The 22,695-nt window shown below is 66.6% G+C and carries 19 protein-coding genes, 1 pseudogene and 1 riboswitch; of the genes and pseudogenes, 15 read left to right on the forward strand and 5 right to left on the reverse strand.

The features are described from left to right. Window positions 1-2: 2 nt before the first annotated feature. From thrS to ACSFBM_RS10020, 3 genes are all read right to left on the reverse strand, one after another. Window positions 3-1,910 carry a threonine--tRNA ligase gene (gene thrS, locus ACSFBM_RS10010; protein ID WP_435484205.1) on the reverse strand — a complete coding sequence of 636 codons (1,908 nt, stop codon included), beginning with the start codon at window positions 1,908-1,910 and terminating at the stop codon, window positions 3-5. A gap of 344 nt (window positions 1,911-2,254) precedes the next feature. Further along, window positions 2,255-3,586 (reverse strand): isocitrate lyase, encoded by a 1,332-nt coding sequence (gene aceA / locus ACSFBM_RS10015; RefSeq protein WP_116907807.1) that lies wholly within the window; start codon window positions 3,584-3,586, stop codon window positions 2,255-2,257. A 206-nt stretch (window positions 3,587-3,792) separates the two neighbouring features. Continuing rightward, complete coding sequence (locus ACSFBM_RS10020; RefSeq protein WP_435484206.1) at window positions 3,793-4,206, reverse strand: gamma-glutamylcyclotransferase family protein; 414 nt, start codon at window positions 4,204-4,206, stop codon at window positions 3,793-3,795. 36 nt (window positions 4,207-4,242) lie between these two features. On the opposite strand from ACSFBM_RS10020, the gene ACSFBM_RS10025 reads away from it, so the two are divergent. Next, window positions 4,243-5,175 (forward strand): DMT family transporter, encoded by a 933-nt coding sequence (locus tag ACSFBM_RS10025; RefSeq protein ID WP_435484207.1) that lies wholly within the window; start codon window positions 4,243-4,245, stop codon window positions 5,173-5,175. Window positions 5,176-5,330: 155 nt separating this feature from the next. Beyond that, window positions 5,331-5,795 (forward strand): SWIB/MDM2 domain-containing protein, encoded by a 465-nt coding sequence (locus ACSFBM_RS10030; protein ID WP_093128656.1) that lies wholly within the window; start codon window positions 5,331-5,333, stop codon window positions 5,793-5,795. Between the two features lie 40 nt (window positions 5,796-5,835). Here the strand turns inward: ACSFBM_RS10030 and ACSFBM_RS10035 are convergent, their stop codons facing one another. Continuing rightward, a complete protein-coding gene (locus ACSFBM_RS10035) occupies window positions 5,836-6,615 on the reverse strand; it encodes an AraC family transcriptional regulator (protein ID WP_435484208.1) in 780 nt (259 codons plus the stop codon). Between the two features lie 103 nt (window positions 6,616-6,718). On the opposite strand from ACSFBM_RS10035, the gene ACSFBM_RS10040 reads away from it, so the two are divergent. Continuing rightward, on the forward strand, window positions 6,719-7,012 hold the full coding sequence (locus ACSFBM_RS10040) for a hypothetical protein (protein ID WP_435484209.1): 294 nt from the start codon (window positions 6,719-6,721) through the stop codon (window positions 7,010-7,012). On the opposite strand, the gene ACSFBM_RS10045 is transcribed toward ACSFBM_RS10040, so the two are convergent. Continuing rightward, the gene (locus ACSFBM_RS10045; RefSeq protein ID WP_435484210.1) at window positions 6,978-8,702 is read right to left on the reverse strand and encodes a thiamine pyrophosphate-binding protein; all 1,725 of its coding nucleotides are present in this window, start codon (window positions 8,700-8,702) and stop codon (window positions 6,978-6,980) included. The two genes, ACSFBM_RS10040 and ACSFBM_RS10045, sit on opposite strands and share 35 nt — an antisense overlap. Before the next feature lie 94 nt (window positions 8,703-8,796). Here ACSFBM_RS10045 and ACSFBM_RS10050 point away from each other — a divergent pair, with 94 nt between their 5' ends. The 12 genes and pseudogenes from ACSFBM_RS10050 to ACSFBM_RS10105 all read left to right on the forward strand — a co-directional run bounded on the left by ACSFBM_RS10050 (window position 8,797) and on the right by ACSFBM_RS10105 (window position 22,660). Then, complete coding sequence (locus tag ACSFBM_RS10050; RefSeq protein ID WP_435436666.1) at window positions 8,797-9,462, forward strand: TetR/AcrR family transcriptional regulator; 666 nt, start codon at window positions 8,797-8,799, stop codon at window positions 9,460-9,462. A gap of 171 nt (window positions 9,463-9,633) precedes the next feature. Then, the gene (locus ACSFBM_RS10055) at window positions 9,634-10,629 is read left to right on the forward strand and encodes a tripartite tricarboxylate transporter substrate binding protein (protein ID WP_435484211.1); all 996 of its coding nucleotides are present in this window, start codon (window positions 9,634-9,636) and stop codon (window positions 10,627-10,629) included. Window positions 10,630-10,654: 25 nt separating this feature from the next. Beyond that, the gene (locus tag ACSFBM_RS10060) at window positions 10,655-11,428 is read left to right on the forward strand and encodes an ABC transporter permease (RefSeq protein ID WP_435436664.1); all 774 of its coding nucleotides are present in this window, start codon (window positions 10,655-10,657) and stop codon (window positions 11,426-11,428) included. 46 nt (window positions 11,429-11,474) lie between these two features. Further along, complete coding sequence (locus tag ACSFBM_RS10065; protein ID WP_435484212.1) at window positions 11,475-12,488, forward strand: ABC transporter substrate-binding protein; 1,014 nt, start codon at window positions 11,475-11,477, stop codon at window positions 12,486-12,488. 154 nt (window positions 12,489-12,642) lie between these two features. Further along, window positions 12,643-13,422 carry an ABC transporter ATP-binding protein gene (locus ACSFBM_RS10070; protein ID WP_435484213.1) on the forward strand — a complete coding sequence of 260 codons (780 nt, stop codon included), beginning with the start codon at window positions 12,643-12,645 and terminating at the stop codon, window positions 13,420-13,422. 11 nt (window positions 13,423-13,433) lie between these two features. Continuing rightward, window positions 13,434-14,864, forward strand: a complete 1,431-nt coding sequence (locus ACSFBM_RS10075) for an enolase C-terminal domain-like protein (RefSeq protein ID WP_435484214.1) — start codon at window positions 13,434-13,436, stop codon at window positions 14,862-14,864. A 50-nt stretch (window positions 14,865-14,914) separates the two neighbouring features. Continuing rightward, entirely contained in the window at window positions 14,915-16,078 is a 1,164-nt protein-coding gene (locus ACSFBM_RS10080) for a Gfo/Idh/MocA family protein (RefSeq protein WP_435484215.1), read from the forward strand. A 7-nt stretch (window positions 16,079-16,085) separates the two neighbouring features. Then, window positions 16,086-17,294, forward strand: a complete 1,209-nt coding sequence (locus ACSFBM_RS10085; protein ID WP_435484216.1) for a dihydrodipicolinate synthase family protein — start codon at window positions 16,086-16,088, stop codon at window positions 17,292-17,294. A gap of 9 nt (window positions 17,295-17,303) precedes the next feature. Then, the gene (locus tag ACSFBM_RS10090) at window positions 17,304-18,182 is read left to right on the forward strand and encodes a sugar phosphate isomerase/epimerase family protein (protein ID WP_435484217.1); all 879 of its coding nucleotides are present in this window, start codon (window positions 17,304-17,306) and stop codon (window positions 18,180-18,182) included. A gap of 47 nt (window positions 18,183-18,229) precedes the next feature. Continuing rightward, a pseudogene (locus tag ACSFBM_RS10095) lies at window positions 18,230-19,320 on the forward strand (DNA glycosylase AlkZ-like family protein). A gap of 250 nt (window positions 19,321-19,570) precedes the next feature. Next, window positions 19,571-21,781, forward strand: coding sequence for a TonB-dependent siderophore receptor (locus tag ACSFBM_RS10100; protein ID WP_435484218.1), 2,211 nt, complete (start codon window positions 19,571-19,573; stop codon window positions 21,779-21,781). 98 nt (window positions 21,782-21,879) lie between these two features. Continuing rightward, window positions 21,880-22,048, forward strand: a riboswitch (FMN riboswitch). A gap of 99 nt (window positions 22,049-22,147) precedes the next feature. Continuing rightward, window positions 22,148-22,660, forward strand: coding sequence for a 6,7-dimethyl-8-ribityllumazine synthase (locus ACSFBM_RS10105; protein WP_435436655.1), 513 nt, complete (start codon window positions 22,148-22,150; stop codon window positions 22,658-22,660). The last annotated feature ends 35 nt before the right edge of the window (window positions 22,661-22,695 follow it).

Here is a 22,695-nt window from a genome sequence, read left to right on the forward strand (position 1 = left end):
AATCAACGCTTGTCAGCAACATCCTGGACGAGCCGTTGCACGAACGATTCGAGGGACATTGCACCGAGGTCTTGATTGCCCCGGGCGCGCACTGCGACGGCACCTGCCTCCTTTTCCTTGTCGCCTACGACGAGGATGTAAGGGAGCTTTTGCAACGAATGCTTCCGTATTTTATACGTAATCTTTTCGTTGTGCAGGTCAAGCTGAACCCTAAGCCCTTGATTTTGCAGCGCTTTCGCCACGTCCCGAGCGTAATCGGCCTGTCCTTCGCTGATATTGAGCACCGCAACCTGCACCGGAGCGAGCCATGCGGGCATCGCGCCGGAGTGGTGTTCGATGAGCATGCCGATGAACCGCTCCAGGCTGCCGACGATCGCGCGGTGCAGCATCACGGGATGCGCGCGGCCGCTCGATTCCGTCACGTATTCGCCGCCCAGGCGCTCCGCCGTGTTGAAGTCGACCTGCATCGTGCCGCACTGCCACTGGCGACCGATGGCGTCACGCAGCGTGTATTCGATCTTCGGGCCGTAGAAGGCGCCGTCCCCCGGCGAGATGATGAAGTCGACACCCGAACGGCGCAGCGACTCCATCACCGCATGCTCGGCCTTGTCCCACAGCTCGTCGGAGCCCACGCGGTTCTCGGGACGCGTCGCGACCTTGTAGAGGATGTCCGTGAAGCCGAAGTCGGCGTAAACCTTCTGCAACTGCGCCGTGTAGGCGATGCACTCGTCCAGGATCTGGTCTTCCGTGCAGAAGATGTGCCCGTCGTCCTGCGTGAAGCCGCGCACGCGCATGATGCCGTGCAGCGCGCCGCTGGGCTCGTTGCGGTGGCACTGGCCGAACTCGCCGTAGCGCAGGGGCAGATCGCGGTAGCTGCGCAGGTCGCTCTTGAAGATCAGCACGTGGCCCGGGCAGTTCATCGGCTTGAGCGCGTACTCGCGCTTCTCCGACTCCGTGGTGAACATGTTGTCGCGGTAGTTCTGCCAATGGCCCGTTTTCTCCCACAGGCTCTTGTCGAGAATCTGCGGACCCTTCACTTCCCAATAGCCCGTGTCGCGGTAGATGCCGCGCATGTACTGCTCGACCTGCTGCCACACCGCCCACCCCTTCGGGTGCCAGAACACCACGCCCGGCGCCACTTCGTCGATATGGAACAGGTCGAGTTCCTTGCCAAGCTTGCGGTGATCGCGCTTCTCGGCCTCCTCGATGCGCTGGATGTACTGGTCGAGCTGCTTCTTGTCGGCCCAGGCCGTACCGTAGATGCGCTGCAGTTGCTCGTTCTTGGCGTCGCCGCGCCAGTAGGCACCGGCCAGCTTCGTGAGCTTGAAGACCTTCAGGAAGCGCGTGTTCGGCACGTGCGGCCCGCGGCACATGTCGACGTATTCCTGGTGGTAATACAGGCCCATGGTCTGCTCGTCGGGCATGTCCTCGACGAGGCGCAGCTTGTAGTCCTCGCCGCGCGACTTGAACACCTCGATCACCTCGGCGCGCGGCGTCATCTTCTTGACGACGTCATAGTCCTGCGCAATCAGCTCCCGCATGCGCGCTTCGATGGCTTCCATGTCCTCGGGCGTGAAGGGGCGCTCGTACGAAATGTCGTAATAGAAGCCTTCGTCGATCACCGGACCGATCACCATCTTCGCCGTCGGGTAGAGCTGCTTCACCGCATGGCCAACCAGGTGGGCCGTCGAGTGGCGGATGATCTCCAGGCCCTCGTCGTCCTTGGGCGTGATGATCTGGAGCTTCGCGTCGTGGTCGATGACGTCGCTGGCATCGACGAGCCTGCCGTCGACCTTGCCGGCCACCGTCATCTTGGCGAGGCCGGGGCCGATGGACCGGGCCACTTCGGCCACCGAAACAGGGCCTGGGAACTCGCGGCGCGAGTTGTCGGGGAGCGTGATCTGGATCATGTGAAAACCTCGGGGAGAAAAACAAAAAAGCGCGGTGGAAGACCGCGCTTTGCTTGGCTGTAGAGCTGGCAGAAGCCAGCACGCGCGGGGCTACCGGCCTTTTCCTTCAGTGAAGAAAAAGCCGCTGGTTTCTTGCGGGGTAGTTCGCGGTGTCATAACCAAGGTGCCTTTCTCGCTCTTGTTGAGTGCAGAGCCGGTGATTCTAGCCGCTGCCCGCCCGGGCCGTGGGTACGGCACTCCTGGAGCCACGCGCCCCAACGAGGAAGGGGCCAAAGCAAAAGCCCGGCGACGAGCCGGGCTTGAAAGCGACGGCAAGCCGCCGCGCGTCAACCGATCCGCGAGGATCAGTGGAACTGCTCTTCCTCGGTCGAGCCCGACAGCGCCTTCACGCTGGACGAGCCGCCCTGGATCACGGTGGTCACGTCGTCGAAGTAGCCGGCACCGACTTCCTGCTGGTGCGACACGAAGGTGTAGCCCTTGTCGCGCGCCGCGAATTCGGGCTCCTGCACCATGTTCACGTAGTGCTTCATGCCTTCGCCGCGGGCGTAGGCGTGGGCGAACTGGAAGGTGTTGAACCAGTTGATGTGAATACCGGCCAGCGTGATGAACTGGTACTTGTAGCCGAGGGCCGACAGGTCTTCCTGGAACGATGCGATCTGCTTGTCGTCGAGGTTCTTCTTCCAGTTGAAGGAAGGCGAGCAGTTGTACGACAGCAGCTTGCCGGGGCATGCAGCGTGCACGGCCTGGGCGAATTCGCGGGCGAAGCCGATGTCCGGCACGCCGGTTTCACACCACACCAGGTCGGCGTACGGTGCGTAGGCCACACCGCGGCTGATGGCTTGTTCCAGGCCGTTCTTGACGCGGTAGAAGCCTTCTTGCGTGCGCTCGCCGGTCAGGAAGGGCTTGTCGTTGGCGTCATGGTCGGAGGTGATCAGGTTGGCGGCTTCCGCATCGGTGCGGGCCAGCACGATGGTCGGCACGCCCATCACGTCGGCGGCGAAGCGCGCGGAGATCAGCTTCTCGCAGGCTTCCTGCGTGGGAACCAGCACCTTGCCACCCATGTGGCCGCACTTCTTCACGGCAGCCAACTGGTCTTCGAAGTGCACGCCGGCAGCGCCCGACGCGATCATGTTCTTCATCAGTTCGAAGGCGTTCAGCACGCCGCCGAAGCCGGCTTCCGCGTCGGCCACGACCGGCAGGAAGTAGTCGATGAACTCCTTGTCGCCCGGGTTGATGCCACGGCCCCACTGGATTTCATCGGCACGGCGGAAGGTGTTGTTGATGCGACGGACCATCGTCGGCACCGAGTCGTAGGCGTACAGCGACTGGTCGGGGTACATCGTCTCGGAGGTGTTGCCGTCGGCGGCGACCTGCCAGCCCGACAGGTACACCGCTTCCAGGCCGGCCTTGGCCTGCTGCATGGCCTGGCCGGCGGAGATGGCGCCGAACGCGTTCACGTAGCCCTTCTTGGCACCGCCGTTGATCTTGTCCCAGAGCTTTTCAGCGCCGCGCTTGGCCAGCGTGTGCTCGATGGGAAACGAGCCGCGCAGACGCACCACGTCGGCCGCGCTGTAGCCGCGCTTGACGCCCTTCCAGCGCGGGTCGGTGGCCCACTCTTTTTCGAGGGCGGCGATTTGTTGTTCGCGGCTGAGTTGTTCTGTGAGGGTCTGGGGCATGGTCACTCCGTGAGGTTGGTTGAAGGTCTGGCGCTGCGGCCGTGGAGTTACTTTAATCCGCTCCCGGACTCTTATGTCTTATAGAAGACATATTTTTCAACCAATAAAATCAATAGCTTACGGAAGTATTTCTCAATGCAAAATTATTTTTCTCATATTGAGAAAAAATATTGCGGCGCAGCACTCTCGCATTTCACAATGCGCAATCAATCTTTCGTTGGTGAAAACGAGCCACCGCTCAGCGCGGCATGCGAGATCCAGTCCCCGCTCTGGATCACATGGCGGCCTGCAATGCGCGACGGGTGAATCTCGTACACCAGGCAATCGACCCACTGCCCACTCACTTCGACGCGCACGCGCCGCTTGATGTACTCGCCCGAATCGTCATCGGCCACTTCCTCGAGCACATCGAGCGCAGCCTCGAGCGCCGGATCGACCGCATAGACCTCGCCCACGACACGCCCCACGCCACCGAGCACGATGCCCGGATAGGCGCCCAGGTCGTACAGCGTGCCGTCGATGCAGGCCTCGCCCACTCGCACAGGCAATGGCCGGTAGCGCGCGATGTCGTTGCGCCCGCCGCTGCGCAGCGTGCCGTAGACAAAAACGTGGGGCATCATCGAAACCGCTTTCCGCAACAACAAGATCCCAGTCTATTGAACTCCACCACCCCCGCATCAGGCCGCCTCGTGGCCTACGGCTGCCTGGCCTTGAGCATGTCGCTCGTGGGCGGCTACGTCGCCCTCTCCAAGCCCCTGGTCGCCGCCTTCCCCGTGCTGCTGCTCGCGTGGCTGCGCTTCGGCATTGCGGCGCTCGCCATGCCCCATTGGCTCAAGCGCGCGCCCGACGAGCCGCCCATGACATCGCGCACGCGCTGGCTGGTGTTCCTCGAATCGTTCCTCGGCAACTTCCTGTTCTCGATCTGCATGCTGTTCGGCGTGAGCCTGACCAGCGCGGTGTCGGCCGGCGTGATCATGGCGTCGATCCCCGCCTGCGTGGCCGTTGCGAGCTGGCTCTTCCTGCGCGAGCGCATCACCATGCGCATCGGCGGGGCCATCGCTTGCGCGGCGCTGGGCATTGGTCTGCTCGCGCTCTCGACGGCGTCTTCCGCGCACGCGCCGGCCTCGACCGCGGCCATGCATTCGTCGATGCCGTGGCTCGGCAACCTGCTGGTGTTCTGCGCGGTGCTCTGCGAGACGGCCTACGCGGTGATCGGCAAGTCGCTCACAGGGCGCCTCGGCCCCAAGCGCATCGCCTCGCTCATCAACCTGTGGGGCTTCATGCTCTCGATGCCCTTCGGCATCTGGTTCGCGCTGCAGTTCGACTTCACCGCCGTGCGCTTCGGCACCTGGGCCCTGCTCGTGGCCTATGCGCTGGCCGCGAGCATCTGGACGGTATGGCTATGGATGACCGGACTTCGCAACGTACCAGCCGCACAAGCGGGTGTCTTCGCGGTGCTGCTGCCGGTGAGCGCAGCCCTCGTGGGCGTGCTCGTGCTGGGCGAAAACCTGTCTTCGCCACAGCTGATTGCGTTCGTGATCGCCATCGTGGGCGTGGTGCTCGCAACATGGCCGGCCCGGCGAACGTGAAAAAGGACGCTTCTCCCCTCTGAAAAAACAACAGCCCCCAATGAAAAAAGCGCTTTTCCCCTTGGAAACGCGTTTTTTCTCCTTTAGCATCCGCAATGCCACTGGAGACGCAAGTTTTTCATTGGTGAACGTTCAACCAAAAAAGGAAATCAACCATGGCAACTGCAAAGAAAGCTCCGGCAAAGAAAGCTGCGGCTCCCGCGAAGAAGGCTGCTGCTCCGGCAAAGAAGGCCGCTGCTCCTGCGAAGAAGGCTGCTGCTCCGGCAAAGAAGGCTGCTGCTCCTGCAAAGAAGGCCGCCGCTCCCGCGAAGAAGGCTGCTGCTCCTGCAAAGAAGGCCGCACCCGCAAAGAAGGCTGCTCCCGCCAAGAAGCGCACGCCCAACGCCGCGTTCATGAAGGCCCTGACCCCCAGCCCGGCACTCGCCGCCGTAGTCGGCTCGACGCCGCTGCCGCGCACCGCTGTCGTGAGCAAGCTGTGGGACTACATCAAGAAGAACAACCTTCAAGACAAGGCCAACAAGCGCAACATCAACGCCGACGCCAAGCTGAAGGAAATCTTCGGCAAGGCCCAAGTGTCGATGTTCGAACTGGCCGCGCTGATCGGCAAGCACGTCAAGTAAGCACTCGGGGGCCTCGCGCTCCTGAATCAGAAAGCCGGCTTCATGCCGGCTTTTTTTTCGCCTGCGGCAAGGCCATCCCCTCCTCGAAGAAGCGCGCCGGCGTGCAGCCGAAGTGCTTGCGGAAGGCCTCGATGAAGGCGCTCACCGAGCTGTAGCCCACCGTCAAAGCCACCGTCGTCACAGGCTCTTTCACGCTCAGCAGTTCCACCGCCTTCAGCAAACGCGCCTGCTGGCGCCATTGCGCGAAGCTCAGTCCCGTCTCTGCCGCGAAGCGGCGCGTCAGCGTTCGGCGCGCCATGCCGATGCGATCGGCCCATTCGTCGATTCCATCCGCCAGCGCCGGATCGGCGGACAGCGCGGTGGCCATCGCGATCAGGCGCCTGTCCTGCGGCATCGGCAGGTGCAGCGACGGCCTCACGCCCGCCACAAGCTCGTCGATCAGCACACCCACCAATCGCGCACGGCGTGGCTCCTGGAGGGGGTCGGATGCATCCAGCGATGTCAGCCGGTCCACCAGCCCCTGCGCCAGCGGCGTGACCGCGAATACATGCGGCCCGTCCGGCAACACGGCCGCCATCGACGCGTCGATGTGCAGGCTCCAGCCCGCCGTCGCGCCGAAGCTGTGCGCCGCATGGGCGCAGCGCGGCGCGATCCAGCCGATCCACCCCGGCGGCTGCACCCATCGCCCCGATGGTGTCTCGATGACCTGCAGGCCCTCGCGCAGCGCGAACAGCTGACCGGTCTCATGCGCGTGATACCCGGTGACGCGCGGTGCTTCGTGCGCGTCGAGCCAGAGCCTCGCCGAGGGCTCAGCAGCCATGCCTGGCCCGCCGGCGGTATCGATTGGCCCCGCGCCGCAAGCCTGAACGCGCCGTGCTGCCTAGCATCGTGTTCATCTTCACCACCCCTTCCAAGGAACACACATGCAAGCCCAGGATGTACTGCCCGACGGCCAGGACTTCACCGTCATCAACGGCCACACATTGCGCAAGGGATCGGTCGGTGCCTTCCTCGCGAACGTGCGCGTCCTCGAAGACGCGCATGCGTCTGCCGAGCAGAAACACACCGCGCGGCACGACCTGCTGTCGCTGATTCCCACCCTCGACGCCCTGGGCCTGTTCGACGTGTTCGAACTGCGGTCGAGCGCCCTGCGCGCCGAAGTGGCCCGGCATCGTGCCGAACTCAGCGCGGGGCCTGCTGCTTCGCCGAGCGCGTGATCGACGCCAGCGTGCCGCGCGTGGTGATCACCTCGGGGTCGAGCGGAATCTCGATCAGCGTACCCGTGTCCGCCGCCAGTGCGCGCAACAGCGCGGCTTCGAATTGCCCGGTGGCCGTCACCCGCTCGGCTGCATAGCCATAGGCGCGTGCAAGTCCGCAGAAATCGGGGTTGCGCAGCGCCGTGCCGCTCGTGCGTTCGGGGTACTCGCGCTCCTGGTGCATGCGGATGGTGCCGAACATGCCGTTGTTCAGCAGCACGATGATGCTCTTGCCGCCGTGCTGCGACGCCGTGGCCAGCTCCTGCCCCGTCATCAGGAAATCGCCGTCGCCCGCGATCGTGAAGGCCACGCGCCCCGTCGCCAGGTTGGCCGCGATGCCGGCCGGCACGCCGTAGCCCATGGCACCGCTGGTCGGCGCCAGCTGCGTCTTGGTGCCCTTGGCGAGCCCGTGGTAGCGGAAGTAGCGGTGCACCCAGCTCGCGAAGTTGCCCGCGCCGTTGGTGATGGCCGCATCCGCCGGCAGGTGCTTCTGCAGCAGCGCGACGACCTGCGCCATGTCGACCGGCCCGCGCGGCGTCTCGGCAGGCATGCCGGCCAGCGCCTGCGGCACCAGGTTGGCTTCGTAGTCGGCATGCGCCTGCAGCGTCCACTCTTCCCACGGCAGCGTCGGCGGCGCGCTCAGCACCTCCAGGCTGCGCGCGGCCGCGCTCATGCCGGCGTTGATCGCCAGGTCGGCCTGGTACACGCGGTTGAGTTCTTCCGCGCTCGCGTGGATGTGCACCAGCGTCTGCTTCGCCTTGGGCGCCTCGAGCAGCGTGTAGCCGCCGGTCGTCATCTCGCCCAGGCGCGGGCCGATCGCCAGGATCAGGTCGGCGTCCTTCACGCGCTGAGCGAGCTTGGGGTTGATGGCGATGCCGACGTCGCCCGCATACAGCGGATGGTGGTTGTCGAACGTGTCCTGAAAGCGGAAGGCGTTGGTCACTGGCAGGCGCCAGTTCTCGGCAAAGCGCTGCAACGCCTGCGCGGCCTGCGCGGTCCAGCCGCCGCCGCCGGCAATCAACAGCGGGCGCTGCGACTTCAGCAGCAGTTCGCGCAGCGTGCGCAGCGCACCGGGGTCGCTCCAGGGCTCGACGGCCTCCACGCGCTTCAACGGGCGCGCCGCGGTCTCGCTGCGCAGCATGTCTTCCGGCAGCACCACCACCACCGGGCCGGGCCGTCCGTTCATCGCCGTGGCGAAGGCGCGTGCGATGTATTCGGGAATGCGGTTCGCGTCGTCGATGCGCTCCACCCGCTTGGCGAAACCCTTGGTGCTCGGCCCGAAGAAGCTGCCGTAGTCCACCTCCTGGAAGGCCTCGCGGTCGCGGAAGTCGCTGCCGACGTCGCCCACGAACAGCACCATCGGCGTCGAGTCCTGGAATGCGTTGTGCACGCCGATCGACGCATTGGTCGCACCCGGACCGCGGGTCACGAAGCACACGCCCGGCCGCCCGGTGAGCTTGCCGTGCGCCTCGGCCATGAAGGCCGCGCCGCCCTCCTGCCGGTTGACGATGAAGCGCGCACGGTCGCGGTACGCATGAAAGCCGTCGAGCACCGCCAGGAAGCTTTCGCCGGGCACGCCGAACGCGATCTCCATGCCCTGCTCGACCAGGCACTCCACGATCAGGTGGCCTGCGGGTTGTGATGTACTCATGAGAAGTGGAACCTCAGCTGCAAATGTCTTCGGCAATTATGTGCGCCCCCTCCAGACGCCTTGCGTTAATTCACCAATTGGTTAAATTCGCGCCATGAAGGCCCCCAAGGACTCCGCGTCCGACGCCCCCGAACTTCTCGAACCCCGTTCGCGCGATGCCGACCGCTCGCAGCTCGCCATCCTCGCGTCGGCGCGCGACGAGTTCTCCGCACGCGGCCTGGCCGGCGCGCGCATGGACAGCATCGCCGAGCGCGCGGGCCTCAACAAGCGGCTCATCTACTACTACTTCGGCAGCAAGGACGACCTGTTCCTGGCGGTGCTGGAGCGCACCTACGCCGACATCCGCGAGGCCGAGCAGCGCCTGCACCTCGACGAGATCGAACCGGTCGAGGCCATCCGCCAGCTGGTGTCCTTCACCTGGCACTACTACCTGGAGCACCCCGAGTTCATCACGCTGCTCAACAGCGAGAACCTGCACTGCGCGGCGCACCTGAAGCGCTCCGAGCGCATCCAGGAAATGAACTCGCCGCTGGTGCAACTGCTCGACACCGTGCTGGAGCGCGGCAAGAAGGACAACCTGTTCCGCGCGGGCGTCGACCCGGTGCAGCTGTACATCTCCATCGCGTCGCTGTGCTACTTCTACCTGTCGAACAACCACACGCTGTCGGCCATCTTCGGGCGCGACCTGCGCGCGCCCAAGGCGATGGCGCAACGCCTCTCGCACATGACCGACCTCGTGCTGGGCTACGTCCTGCGCTGACCTCGCACTGAGCGCGCGCCCTCGCGGCGCCCTCGCGGCGCCCTCGCACTCTCCGGGTATTCACTAGGCAGCGGCCGTTGACGCTGCGGCGCACCCGTTCCTAAAATCGTTAATTCACTCATTGGTGAATTGAACGATCAAAGAATGCGGACCCACCGCGCGGAGACAAACTTGAAGCCTCTTCTTGCAAGCACTGCACGCACCGCCGTCATTGCCTCCCTGACCTGCATCGCGGCCTTGCTGCCGGGCCTGGCCGCCGCGCAGAACGGTTACCCCACCAAGCCGATCCGCGTGATCGTTCCCTTCGCGGCCGGCAGCACCACCGACATCATTGCCCGCGCCATCACCGACAAGATGAGCCTCAGCATGGGCCAGACGCTGGTCATCGACAACCGCGGCGGCGCCAGCGGCACCATCGGGCAGCAGGCAGTGGCCACGGCCGCTGCGGACGGCTACACGGTCATGATCCATTCGTCCTCGCACACGGTGAGCCCGTCGACCTTCGCCAAACTGCCCTTCGACACGGTGCACGACTTCGCGGGCGTCACGCCCATCTCGTCGCTGCCCAACGCGCTGGTCATCTCGCCCTCGAAGAACATCAAGACGCTGCCGCAGTTGCTGGCCGCCGCACGCGCCAAGCCCGGCAGCATGAACTTCGCCTCCGCCGGCCAGGGCAGCGCCACGCACCTGAACGCCGAGAAGTTCAAGATGGCCGCGAAGATCGACGCGACCAACATCCCCTTCAAGGGGTCGGGCGAGGCCGTGACCGAAGTGCTCTCGGGCCGGGTCGACTACTACTTCTCCCCCATCGCGCCGGTCATCGGCCAGATCAAGGAAGGCCAGCTGCTGGCGCTGGCCGTCGGCTCGCCCAAGCGCGCGGCCGCCCTGCCCGACGTGCCCACCACCACCGAGGCCGGCGTGCCCGGCTCGGAGTTCAACTTCTGGATCGGCATGATGGCGCCGGCCAAGACGCCACGCGACATCGTCGAGCGACTGAACGCAGAGGTGGCCAAGGCGCTGGCCACGCCCGAGGTGAAGGAACGCTTCCTGAAGCTCGGCGCCGACGCCTGGACGCTCAAGCCCGCGCAGTTCGACGCCTACATCAAGGACGAGATCGCCAGCAACGCCGAACTCGTGAAGGCCGCCGGCCTGACCGTGCAGCAGTAAGCACGCAAGAAAGCGCCGCCCCGCCATGCTCCGCAAGCTCCTGCTCTCCCCGGCCCTGCGCCCGTTCATCCTCATCTTGCTGCTGCTGGTGCTGTGGGACCTGGCGATCCGCCTCTTCAAGATCCCGGCCTACCTGGTCCCACCGCCGTGGGAGGTGGTGAAGCAGCTCGTGGCCGAATGGCCGCGCCTGTTGTCCGAAAGCTGGAAGACCACGCTGGCCACGCTGGGCGGCTTCGGCCTGACGATCCTGATCGGCATTCCGATGGCGATGGTCATCGCCTACTCGCGCGTGGTCGAGTCGTATGTGTACCCGCTGCTGGTGTTCTCGCAGAGCATCCCGAAGGTGGCGATCGCGCCGCTGTTCGTGGTGTGGTTCGGCTTCGGCATCTTTCCGAAAGTGATCAGCGCCTTCCTGCTGGGCTTCTTCCCGGTGGTGGTGTCCACGGTGATGGGCTTCAAGTCGGTCGAGCCCGACATGATCGACCTGTCGCGCTCCATGGGCGCGAGCCGGCTTCAGACCTTCTTCAAGATCAGCCTGCCGCAGGCCCTGCCCCAGATCTTCAGCGGCCTGAAGGTGTCGGTCACGCTGGCCGTGGTGGGTGCGGTGGTGGGCGAGTTCGTCGGCTCCAACTCGGGCATCGGCTATGTGCTGCAGGTGGCCAACGGCAACTTCGACCTGCCCCTGATGTTCGCCGCGCTGGTGGTGCTGTCGAGCATCGGCGTCATTCTTTTCGTCGCGGTCGACCTGGTCGAGCGCGTGATGATTCCGTGGCACGCCTCGCAGCGCCACGCGCACTGAGTTCCTGGTTCCTTCTGCATACCAACAACCTCCCGGAGACAAGACCATGAAGAAACTGCTTCCCTCGCTGCTCGGCGCCGCCGCCTTCGCCGCCTTCGCCGCCCTTTCCATCGCGCCGGCCCACGCCCAGGCCGACAAGCCCAAGGACAAGGTCACGCTGATGCTCAACTGGTACCTGTACAGCGAGCACGCGCCCTTCTTCCTCGGCAAGGAAAAGGGCTTCTACGCCGAGGAAGGCATCGACCTCGACATCCAGGAGGGCCGCGGTTCCGCCGTCACCGCGCAGGCGGTGGCCGCCAAGTCGGCCACCTTCGGCTACATCGACGTCACGACCATGATCAAGGCCGCCGCCAAGGGTGCGCCGCTGAAGTCGACCGGCGTGCTGTTCCAGGTGAGCCCGATGTCGGTCATGGGCTTCACCGAGAAGAACATCAAGACGCCCAAGGACATCATCGGCAAGACCGTGGCGACCACGCCGGGCGACTCGATGTCGCAGATGTGGCCGCTGTTCCTCAAGGTCAACAACATCACGGCCGACCAGGTGAAGATCGTCTCGGGCGACGGCCAGACCAAGCTCAATGCCGTGACCAACGGCCAGGCCGACCTGCTGCTGGGCTATGTGATGGACCAGGCCATCAAGCTGCAGGACGCCACCGGCAAGCCCGTGACGCCCATCCGCTTCGCCGACTCGGGCGTGAACCAGATCAGCTCCGGGATCATCACCAACAAGAACCTGCTGACCGAGAACCCCGACCTGGTGAAGCGCTTCATGCGCGCCTCCACCAAGGCGGCCGAGGCCGCCGAGAAGAACCCCGAAGCGGCGGTGGACGCCATGCTCAAGGCCAACCCGAAGGCCGGCGTGCGCGACACGCTGATCGTGGGCATGAAGCAGAGCGTGGCGCTGTACCACACCAAGGAAACGGCCAACCAGCGCCCGTTTCGCGTGGCCATGAAGAACGTGAGCGACTCGCTCGACCTGCTGGTGCAGTACGGCGGCATGGACGCATCCACGCGCGGCAAGCCGGAAGACTACGTGACCCTCGACTTCCTGCCGCAATAGGTTCACCCCCAGGCTGCGCGCACTTCATGTCGCTTCTCCCTCCCCGTTCCGGGGGCGACACCAGCGGCCCGGCAAAGCCGGTTCCGCGGTGTCTCGCGAAAAAGCCGAACGCCCCGTTTTCAACTCGCCAGCTTCCGCTCTCTCTTTAAGCTCAATGCCTACCAATGTCCTGATCGAAGCGCGCGGCGTCTCGAAGATCTACCCCAGCAAGGACGGCCCGGTCGAGTCGCTCAAGCCGCTCGACTTCGCCATCGGGGAAGGCGAGTTCGTCTCGGTCGTCGGCCCCTCGGGCTGCGGCAAGAGCACGCTGCTGAAGATGGTGGCGGGCCTGCTGCCCATCAGCGGCGGCAGCCTCACGCTGGCGGGCAAGCCCATCGTCGGTCCGCAGAAGGACGTGGGCATCGTGTTCCAGAGCGCGGTGCTGCTGCCCTGGCGCAGCGTGGAAGACAACATCCTGCTGCAGGCCGAGATGCGCCACCTGCCCATGGATGCAGCCAAGGCCCGCGCCCGCGAGCTGATGGAGATGGCCGGCCTGAAGGGCTTCGAGGGCAAGTACCCCTGGCAGCTCTCGGGCGGCATGCAGCAGCGCGCGTCGATCTGCCGCGCGCTGCTGCACGACCCCTCGGTGCTGCTGATGGACGAGCCCTTCGGCGCGCTGGACGCAATGACGCGCGAGAAGATGAACCTGGAGCTGCAGCGCATCTGGCTGGCCTCGAAGAAGACGGTGATGCTCATCACCCACAGCATTCCGGAAGCCATCTTCCTGTCGGACCGCGTGATCGTGATGAGCGAGCGGCCCGGCGCCATTGCCGCCGTGTACGACATCGACCTGCCGCGCGCCCGCACGCTGGACATGATGGCCTCGCCGGAGTTCGGCGCGTACACGAAGCTGGTGCGCGCGCATTTCTTCTCCCAGGGCATCCTGGACCACTGAAGGCGACAGCCATGGATGCGATCCGCTTTCACGTCGAGGAAGTCCGCTTTGCCGAGCGCCACGTGGCGCTGCGGCTGCCGTTCCGCTTCGGCGCGGCCACCGTCACGGCCTGCCCGCAGGTCTACGTGAAGGCCCGCATCCGCCTGGCGGACGGCCGCACCGCCGAGGGCTGCGCCGCCGAGATGATGGTGCCCAAGTGGTTCGACAAGAACCCCGCGCTCACCCACGAGCAGAACTTCGAACAACTGCGCTTTGCCTTGCGCGACGCGCGCGAGGCCTACACGGCCGAGCCCGAAGCGCAGACCGCGTGGACGCACTTCGCATCGAACTACGCCGCGCTGCAGGACCTTGCCAAGGCCAAGGGCCTGCAGCCGCTGGTGGCCAGCTACGGCCCGGCGCTGATCGACCGCGCCCTGTTCGACGCGCTGTGCCTGCACACCGGCGTGAGCTTTGCCACGGCGATGAACGGCAACCTCGGCGGCATCGACATCGCCGGCAGCGGCCTGGTCGACGACCTCGCGGGGTTCGACATGCACGCGTTCCTGGCCGGCAAGTCGCCGCGCGTGCGCATCGCGGCGCGCCACACCGTGGGCCTGGCCGATGCCATCGACGACGAAGACGCCGCGCCCGATGCGCCGACCGACGGGCTGCCCACCACGCTGGCCGCGGCCGTGCGCCGCTACGGCCTCACGCACTTCAAGATCAAGCTGTGCGGCAACACCGCGCGGGACATCGACCGCCTGCAGCGCATCGCCCGCGTCATCGACGGCCACGCGCAACTGGTCACCCTCGACGGCAACGAGCAGTACGCGGACGCCGACGACTTCGCCGTGTTCCTCGACCGCATGCTGTCCACGCCCGTGCTGTGGAAGCTCGCGCAGAAGACGGCGTTCGTCGAGCAGCCGATCCGGCGCGATGCGGCGCTGCAGCGCGACGTGTCCGCGCTGGGCAAGCGCATTCCGCTGCTCATCGACGAATCCGACGCGACGCTCGACGCCTTCGTGCAGGCCCGCGCGCTCGGCTACACCGGCGTGTCGAGCAAGAGCTGCAAGGGCTTCTACAAGTCGGTGGTCAATGCGGCGCGCTGCGCCCACTGGAATGCGGCCCAGGACAAGCCGCGTTACTTCCTTTCCGGTGAAGACCTCACCATGCAGGCCGGCCTCGGCGTGCAGCAAGACCTGGCGCTGGTCGCCTGGCTGGGCCTGTCGCACGTGGAGCGCAACGGGCACCACTACGTCAACGGCCTGGCAGCCGCGCCCGAGGCCGAACAGCAGGCCCTGTTGAAGCTGCACCCCGGCCTTTACGAGCAAAGCGACGGCGCGGTGCGCCTCGCCATCCGCGACGGACAGCTCGACCTGTCCTCGCTCGCCACCGCGCCCGGTTTCGCCACCGGCCAACCCGGCGCCGGCATCTCGTGGGACGCGATGCGTTCCGTCTACTGAAGCCCCCCGCTTCGATCTCCAATCTCTCTCGCATCTCAAGGAAGCAAACGATGGCCACCCAACGTCTAGGAATCATCATGCACGGCGTCACCGGCCGCATGGGCATGAACCAGCACCTGATCCGCTCGATCTGCGCCATTCGCGCCCAAGGCGGCGTCACGCTGTCGAACGGCGACAGAGTCATGCCCGACCCCATCCTCATCGGCCGCAACGCCGAGAAGATGGAGGCGCTCGCCAAGGCGCACAACATCGCGCGCTGGGGCACCGACCTCGACAAGGCCCTGGAGAACAAGGAGGACACCATCTTCTTCGACGCCGGCACCACGCAGATGCGCCCCACGCTGCTGGCCAAGGCCATCCGCGCCGGCAAGCACGTGTACTGCGAGAAGCCGATCGCCACCAACCTGAACGAAGCCGTCGAAATCGCCCGCCTGGCCGAAGGCTCGGGCCTGAAGCACGGCGCGGTGCAGGACAAGCTCTTCCTGCCCGGCCTGCGCAAGCTCGACATGCTGCGCCGCGCGGGCTTCTTCGGCCGCATGCTCAGCGTGCGCCTGGAGTTCGGCTACTGGGTGTTCGAGGGCGACCTGCAGCCCATCCAGCGCCCGAGCTGGAACTACCGCAAGGAAGACGGCGGCGGCATGATCCTGGACATGATGTGCCACTGGCGCTACGTGCTGGACAACCTGTTCGGCGAGGTGAAGTCGGTGTCGTGCATAGGCGCCACCCACATCCCCAAGCGCTGGGACGAAGCCGGCGAGCCCTACCAGGCCACCGCCGACGACGCGGCCTACGCCACCTGCGAGCTCACCGGCCACAACGGCGAGCCCGTCATCGCGCAGATCAACATGAGCTGGGTCACGCGCGTGCGCCGCGACGACCTGGTCACCTTTCACGTGGACGGCACCGACGGCTCGGCCGTGGCGGGCCTGTCGAGCTGCCGCGCCCAGTCGCGCGTGGCCACGCCGCGCCCGGTGTGGAACCCCGACGAGAAGCAGACCATGAACTTCTTCGACCAATGGCAGGAAATTCCGGACTCGCAGGTCTACGACAACGGCTTCAAGATCCAGTGGGAGCACTTCATTCGCCACGTGGTCGAGAACGCGCCCTACAAGTGGACGCTGCCCGAAGGCGCCAAGGGCGTGCAGCTGGTGGAGGCCGCGCTCGAATCGTGGAAGGACCGCCGCTGGGTCGACGTGTCCCCGCTGAAGGTCTGAGGCGGCCATGGCGCTCTCGCTCATCCTCCCCACCGCCGGCGGCACGCTGGCGCCGTACACCCTGCGCGGCACCGTGCCGGTGAAGCCTGCTGCGGGCGTGAAGTTCGACCGCATCGCCTACTCGGCCGCGCACGTCGTGGCCGACCCGCTCGCCGCCATCGACCCGTGGCTGCAATGCGCGGTCGACTGGGACACCACCATCGCCTACCGCCGCCACCTGTTCTCGCTGGGGCTGGGCGTGGCCGAGGCCATGGACACTGCGCAGCGCGGCATGGGCCTGGACTGGCCCACGTCGCTCGAACTGATCCGCCGCTCGCTCGATGCGGCGAAAGATATTCCCGGCGCGCTCGTCGCCTCGGGCTGCGGCACCGACCACCTGGACATCGACGACGTGAAGAGCGTCGACGACGTGATCCGCGGCTACGAAGAACAGATGGCCGCCATCGAGAAGCTCGGCGGCAAGCTCATCGTCATGGCCAGCCGCGCGCTGGCCCGCGTGGCGAAGAGCCCAGCCGACTACGAGCGGGTGTACGACCGCATCCTGGGCCAGGCGAAGCAGCCGGTGGTGCTGCACTGGCTGGGCGACATGTTCGACCCGGCGCTGGCGGGCTACTGGGGCACGAAGGACGTCGATGCGGCCATGGACAGGGCGCTGGGCATCATCGCGGCGCACCCCGACAAGGTCGACGGCATCAAGATCTCGCTGCTCGACAAGGACAAGGAAATTGCGATGCGCCGGCGCCTGCCCGCTACCGGAGGGGCCGATGGCCGTGGTGTTCGCATGTACACGGGCGACGATTTCAACTACGCAGAGCTGATTGCGGGTGACGGTTTCGGGAGCGAACCGACGCACGGCAAGAGCGATGCGCTGCTGGGCATCTTCGACGCCATCGCGCCCGCGGCCAGCGCCGCGCTGGGCGCGCTGGCGCAGGGGCACACCGAGAAGTTCCACGCCATCCTCGGACCCACGGTGCCGCTGTCGCGCCACATCTTCGCGGCGCCCACGCGCTTCTACAAGACCGGCGTGGTGTTCATGGCCTGGCTCAACGGCCACCAGAAGCACTTCACGATGGTGGGCGGCCAGCAGAGCACGCGTTCGCTGCAGCACTTCGCGGAGTTGTTCCGCCTGGCCGACGCGGCCAACCTGCTGGAGCAGCCCGAACTTTCGGTGCGGCGCATGAAGACGCTGCTGGCCCTGCACGGCGTGGAAGGTTGAAGCCACCCCATGCGTGATTTTTCGAAAGACCACGACTGGCTGTCGATCAACACCGCCACGGTGCGCAAGCAACTGGGCGCCGAGGTACCGCTGGACCGCATCATCGACCAGTGCGCCGAGCGCGGCATCCGTGCGATCAGCCCGTGGCGCGACCAGGTGGCGGCCGTCGGCCTGGCCAAGGTCGCCAGGCAACTGAAGGCGCACGGCATCGGCCTGTCAGGCTACTGCCGCGGCGGCTTCTTTCCGGCGCCCGATGCGGCCGGCCTGAAGGCCGCGATCGACGACAACCGCCGCGCCATCGACGAGGCCAAGACACTCGATGCGCCCTGCCTGGTGCTGGTGGTGGGCGCGCTGCCCGGTGCGCTCGAGGGCAAGGCCGCGTACACGGACATCGGCCGTGCGCGCAACGAGGTGCGCGACGGCATTGCCGCATCCCTTGAGTACGCCCGCGAGGTCGGCATGCCGCTGGCCATCGAGCCCCTGCACCCGATGCAGGCGGCCGACCGCGCCTGCATCAACACGCTGGAACATGCGCTCGACCTGTGCGACGAACTCGATGCGGGCAAGAGCGGCATGCTGGGTGTGGCGCTGGACATCTATCACGTGTGGTGGGACCCGAAGCTGCGGCAGCAGATTGCCCGCGCGGGCCGGGAGCGCCTGCTGGCCTACCACGTGTGCGACTGGCTCACGCCCACGCGCGATCTGTTGAGCGACCGCGGGATGATGGGCGACGGCGTGGTCGAGCTGAAGAAGATCCGCGGGTGGGTCGAGGACGCAGGCTTCTCCGGGTTCAGCGAGGTCGAGATTTTTTCCAACCTCGACTGGTGGCAGCGGCCTGGCGGTGAAACGCTCGACGCCTGCATCGAGCGACACCGTAGCGCGGTCTGACGCAGCGCCGCGAAGCGAAAGGCTGCCGCCTGTGCTGCAATTCGCCGATGGCTGACCCGACCCTCGACGACCTGCGCCGCTATGCCGTGGCGCGGACCCTCTTCAAACCCACCACGCTGCCCGCAGCGATCCGCCAGCTCGGCTTTGTCCAGGCCGATCCCATCCGCGCCCCCGCGCGTGCGCAAGACCTGACCTTGCGCCACCGCGTGACGGACTACCGCGCGGGCGACCTGGAAAGCCGCTACGCCCGCCTCGCCGTCGAGGAAGACTGTCTCGTCAACTACGGCTTCCTGCCGCGCGAGCATCTGGCGCTGATGCATCCGCGCGAAGCCAGGCAGGCCTGGGACGCCGACACCCGCCGCAAGGCCGCCGACGTGCTGGCCTACGTGCAGGAACACGGCCCCGTGCACCCGCGCCAGGTCGAGCAGCATTTCGCGCACGGCCGGGTCAAGAACTACTGGGGCGGCTCGAGCAACGCGACCACCCCCTGCTCGACGGCATGCACTACCGAGGCATGCTGCGCGTGGTGCGGCGCGACAGCGGCACGCGCGTGTACGCGGCCGTCGCGCACCTGCCCGCCGACGACAGCCCCGCCGGCCGCGCGCTGCGCGCCGCCGCGCTCATCGCACTGGTGGTGCGCAAGTACGCGCCGCTGCCGGCCGCGAGCCTCACCTACCTCGTGCGCCTGCTCGGCTACGGCGCGCCGCACCTGTCGGCGCAGACACAGGCGGCACTGCGCATCGCGCGCGACGAACTCGCGAGCTGCCGCATCGACGGCACCACCTGGTACTGGCCCGCCGGCGAGAACCCGGCCTCGCGCCGCCACGCCCCCGACGACGCGGTGCGCCTGGTCGCGCCCTTCGATCCGGTGGTGTGGGACCGCCGCCGCTTCGAGCTGCTGTGGGGCTGGACGTACAAGTTCGAGGCCTACACGCCCGCGCCGAAGCGCCAGTTCGGCTACTACGCGCTGCCGCTGCTGTGGCACGACCGCGTGATCGGCTGGGCCAACGTCACGGCGCCCGGCGGGCAGGTGCAGCCCGACTTCGGCTACGTCGACAAGAAGCCGCGCGACGCGGCCTTTCGCGCGGCGCTGGACGACGAGCTGCAGCGCATGACGCAGTTCCTTTCGGGGCGCTGAAGCGCTTCTATAATTCCGCCGCTCAGCCAGCCGCCCGCCACGGGCGCGCCAGCCGTCTTCGAAGGAACGAAGACCGCAGCCGCAACGGCTGCCCCGACGACGCACAGACACACAAACACCATCGGCCGCCGGCATCCGGCGCGCGGCCGGATGCGCTCGCACGGACCGAACCGAACCCGAGAAGCCATGGCACGCCCCGACGCGCGCCGCAGCCACTCCCCCTTCACGCAGGACACAGGAGAAGCTGCACATGACATCCAGGATCCGTCGCCCGAATTGGCGCCTTTCACCCCTTTCACCCCTTTCACGCATTTCGCACGGCCGCCGCGCCACGCTTGCCGCCACCGCCGTGGCGCTGAGCGCGGCCGTGCCGGCCTACGCCGAGGACAAGGACGAAGCCAACGAGCCCCGCAGGGCGCTGCCCACCGTCACCGTCTCGGGCGATTCGGACGAGACCGCCACCGGCCCGGTGACCGGCTTCGTCGCCAGGCGCGGCGGCACCGCCACCAAGACCGACACGCCGCTGATCGAGACGCCGCAAGCCATCTCGGTCATCACGCGCGACCAGATGGAGGCCCAGGGTGCGCTCACGCTGCGCGAAACCACCAACTACACGGCCGGCGTGGTGTCGAGCTACTTCGACAGCCGGGTCGATTCGTTCAAGGTGCGCGGCGGTGATGCGGTGCAGTACCTCGACGGCCTGCAGCGCACCTACGGCACCTACAACTCGACCAGGGTTGATCCGTACCAGCTCGAGCGCGTCGAGCTGCTGCGCGGCCCGTCGTCGGTGCTCTACGGGCAAGGGGGCATCGGTGGCGTGCTCAACATGGTGTCGAAGCGGCCGCAAGCGGAGGCGCAGCGCGAAGTGCAGGTGCAGCTGGGCAACCACGACCGCAAGCAGGTGGCGGCCGACTTCACCGGCCCGCTCGATACCGAAGGCAAGTGGCTCTACCGCCTGGTGGCCGTGAACCGCGACAGCGGCACGCAGGTCGACCACGTGTCTGACGACCGCATCCTGGTGGCGCCATCGCTCACCTGGCGCCCGAGCACCGACACCTCGCTCACGCTGCAGGCGTCGTACCAAAAGGACAAGAGCGGCTCGCTGATCGGCTTCTTCCCGTGGCAGGGCACGCTGCAGCCTTCGCTCTACGGGCAGATTCCCACCTCGACCTTCACCGGCGAGCCGGGCTTCGACCGCTACGACTCGCGCAACACCTCGCTGGGCTACCTGTTCAGCCACCGCATCGACGACACGTGGACCGTGCGGCAGAACCTGCGCTCGACCGAAAGCAAGGTCTGGTACGACACCTCGTACACCAGCTTCACGGCCAACCGCCTCACGGGCCGGCCCGCGCGGCCGGTGTTCAACATCGACCAGCGCACCATCGAGCGCGACCTGAGCTCCACCATCAGCGGCGGCAAGATGCTGTTGATCGACAACCAGGCCGAAGCGCATTTCAAGACTGGCGCGGTCGAACACACGCTGCTGGTGGGCGCCGACTTCCAGCGCAACCAGACCTCGCAGCTCACCGGCCGCGGCCGCGCGGGCGCGCTCGACGTGTATGCGCCGGTGTACGGCAACTACACGCCGCCCGCCGTCCTCACGCGCCAGCCCGCCGTGGTGCAGAAGCAGGTAGGCATCTACGCACAGGACCAGGTCAAGTACGGCAGATGGATCGGCCTGCTGGGCCTGCGCCACGACAAGGCCGACACCGACACCGAAGGCCGCCCCGCGGCCGCCGTCGACGACAAGGCCACGACCAAGCGCGCAGGCCTGGTCTACCTGGCCGACGGCGGCTGGGCGCCGTACCTGAGCTATGCCGAATCGTTCCTGCCGCTGGGCGGCGTCGACCTGAACAACACGCCCTTCAAGCCGCAGCGCGGCAAGCAGTGGGAGGCCGGCATCAAGTGGGAGCCCGAAGGCCAGCGCACCTCCTTCATGGCGGCGGTGTACGACCTGCGCGACACCAACCGCAAGACCACAGACCCGACCAACCCGCTCAATAGCGTGCAGCTCGGCGAGGTGCACGTGAAGGGCCTGGAGCTGGAGTACAAGGGCAGCATCGCGCGCGACTGGGACTGGATCGCCTCCTATGCCTACACCGACGCGCGCGTCTCGCGCAGCAACGGCGCCGACCTGGGCAAGCGCCTGTCGGGCGTGCCGAAGCACGCGGCCTCGGCCTGGCTGATGCGGCGCTTCTCGATCGGCGGCGTGCCCGGCTTTTCGCTGGGCGGCGGCGTGCGCTACCTGGGCGAATCGTGGGACGGCACGGACGCCCTGCGCACGCCGTCGGTCACGCTGTTCGACGCGATGTTCGCCTGGGACAACGGCCCGCTGCGCCTGTCGCTGAACGTCGGCAACCTGACGGACAAGGTGCAGATCACCACCTGCCTCACGCGCGGCGACTGCTTCTACGGACAGCGCCGTAACGTGACCGCGGCCGCCACGTATCGCTTCTGAAGAAAATCCCCGCGCGCCTGAAGGTCTGGCGCGCGGGCGACAACCCGGCCCTGCGCCGGACTTCTAGAATCGCTCCGTCGTCCGGTTCGCCGGGTGGCAAGCGTTCTCAGGGCGGGGTGCAATTCCCCACCGGCGGTGATGGCGGCTCTTCCGAAAGGAGGCTGCACGAGCCCGCGAGCGCCTGGAGCTTGCAACAAGCCCCGGGGTCAGCAGATTTCGGTGAGATTCCGAAGCCGACGGTCACAGTCCGGATGAAAGAGAGCGCGAAATGCGGGCATGCCCGCGCGCCTCGCATTTGCCGGCGCGCGGGCGGGCCTGTGGTTTCGTGCGCCCTGATTCAGGAAACCTGCTTTCTAGAGGCACACCATGAGTCAGATCAACGACCTTCCCCTTTCCGCAGTGACGGCATCGGGCTCCCCGCGCGGCACGCGCATCGCCTTCGTCGAGGCCCAGTGGCACGCCGACATCGTGCACCAGGCCCGCGACGCCTTTCTTGCCGAGATGGACCGGCTCGGCGTGGCACGCGAGCTCATCGACATCTTCGACGTGCCGGGCGCCTTCGAGATTCCGCTGCACGCCAAGCGGCTCGCCAACTCCGGCAAGTACGCGGCCATCGTCGCCTGCGCGCTGGTGGTGGACGGCGGCATCTACCGCCACGAGTTCGTGGCGAGCACGGTGGTCAGCACGCTGATGTCGCTGCAGCTGGAGACCGACGTGCCGATCTTCTCGGCCGTGCTCACGCCGCACCACTTCCACGAGCACGTGGAGCACCGCAAGTACTTCCACCGCCACTTCGCCGTCAAGGGCACCGAAGTGGCCGAGGCCTGCTTCCGCACGCTGGAAGGCCTGAACAAGGTCGACGCGCTGCTGGCGGCGTGACAGCGGCGGATTGCGCGTTTTTGCGATGATTCCGC

It is taken from the genome of Variovorax pasteuri (assembly GCF_051216435.1).
Classification (GTDB): Bacteria; Pseudomonadota; Gammaproteobacteria; order Burkholderiales; family Burkholderiaceae_C; genus Variovorax.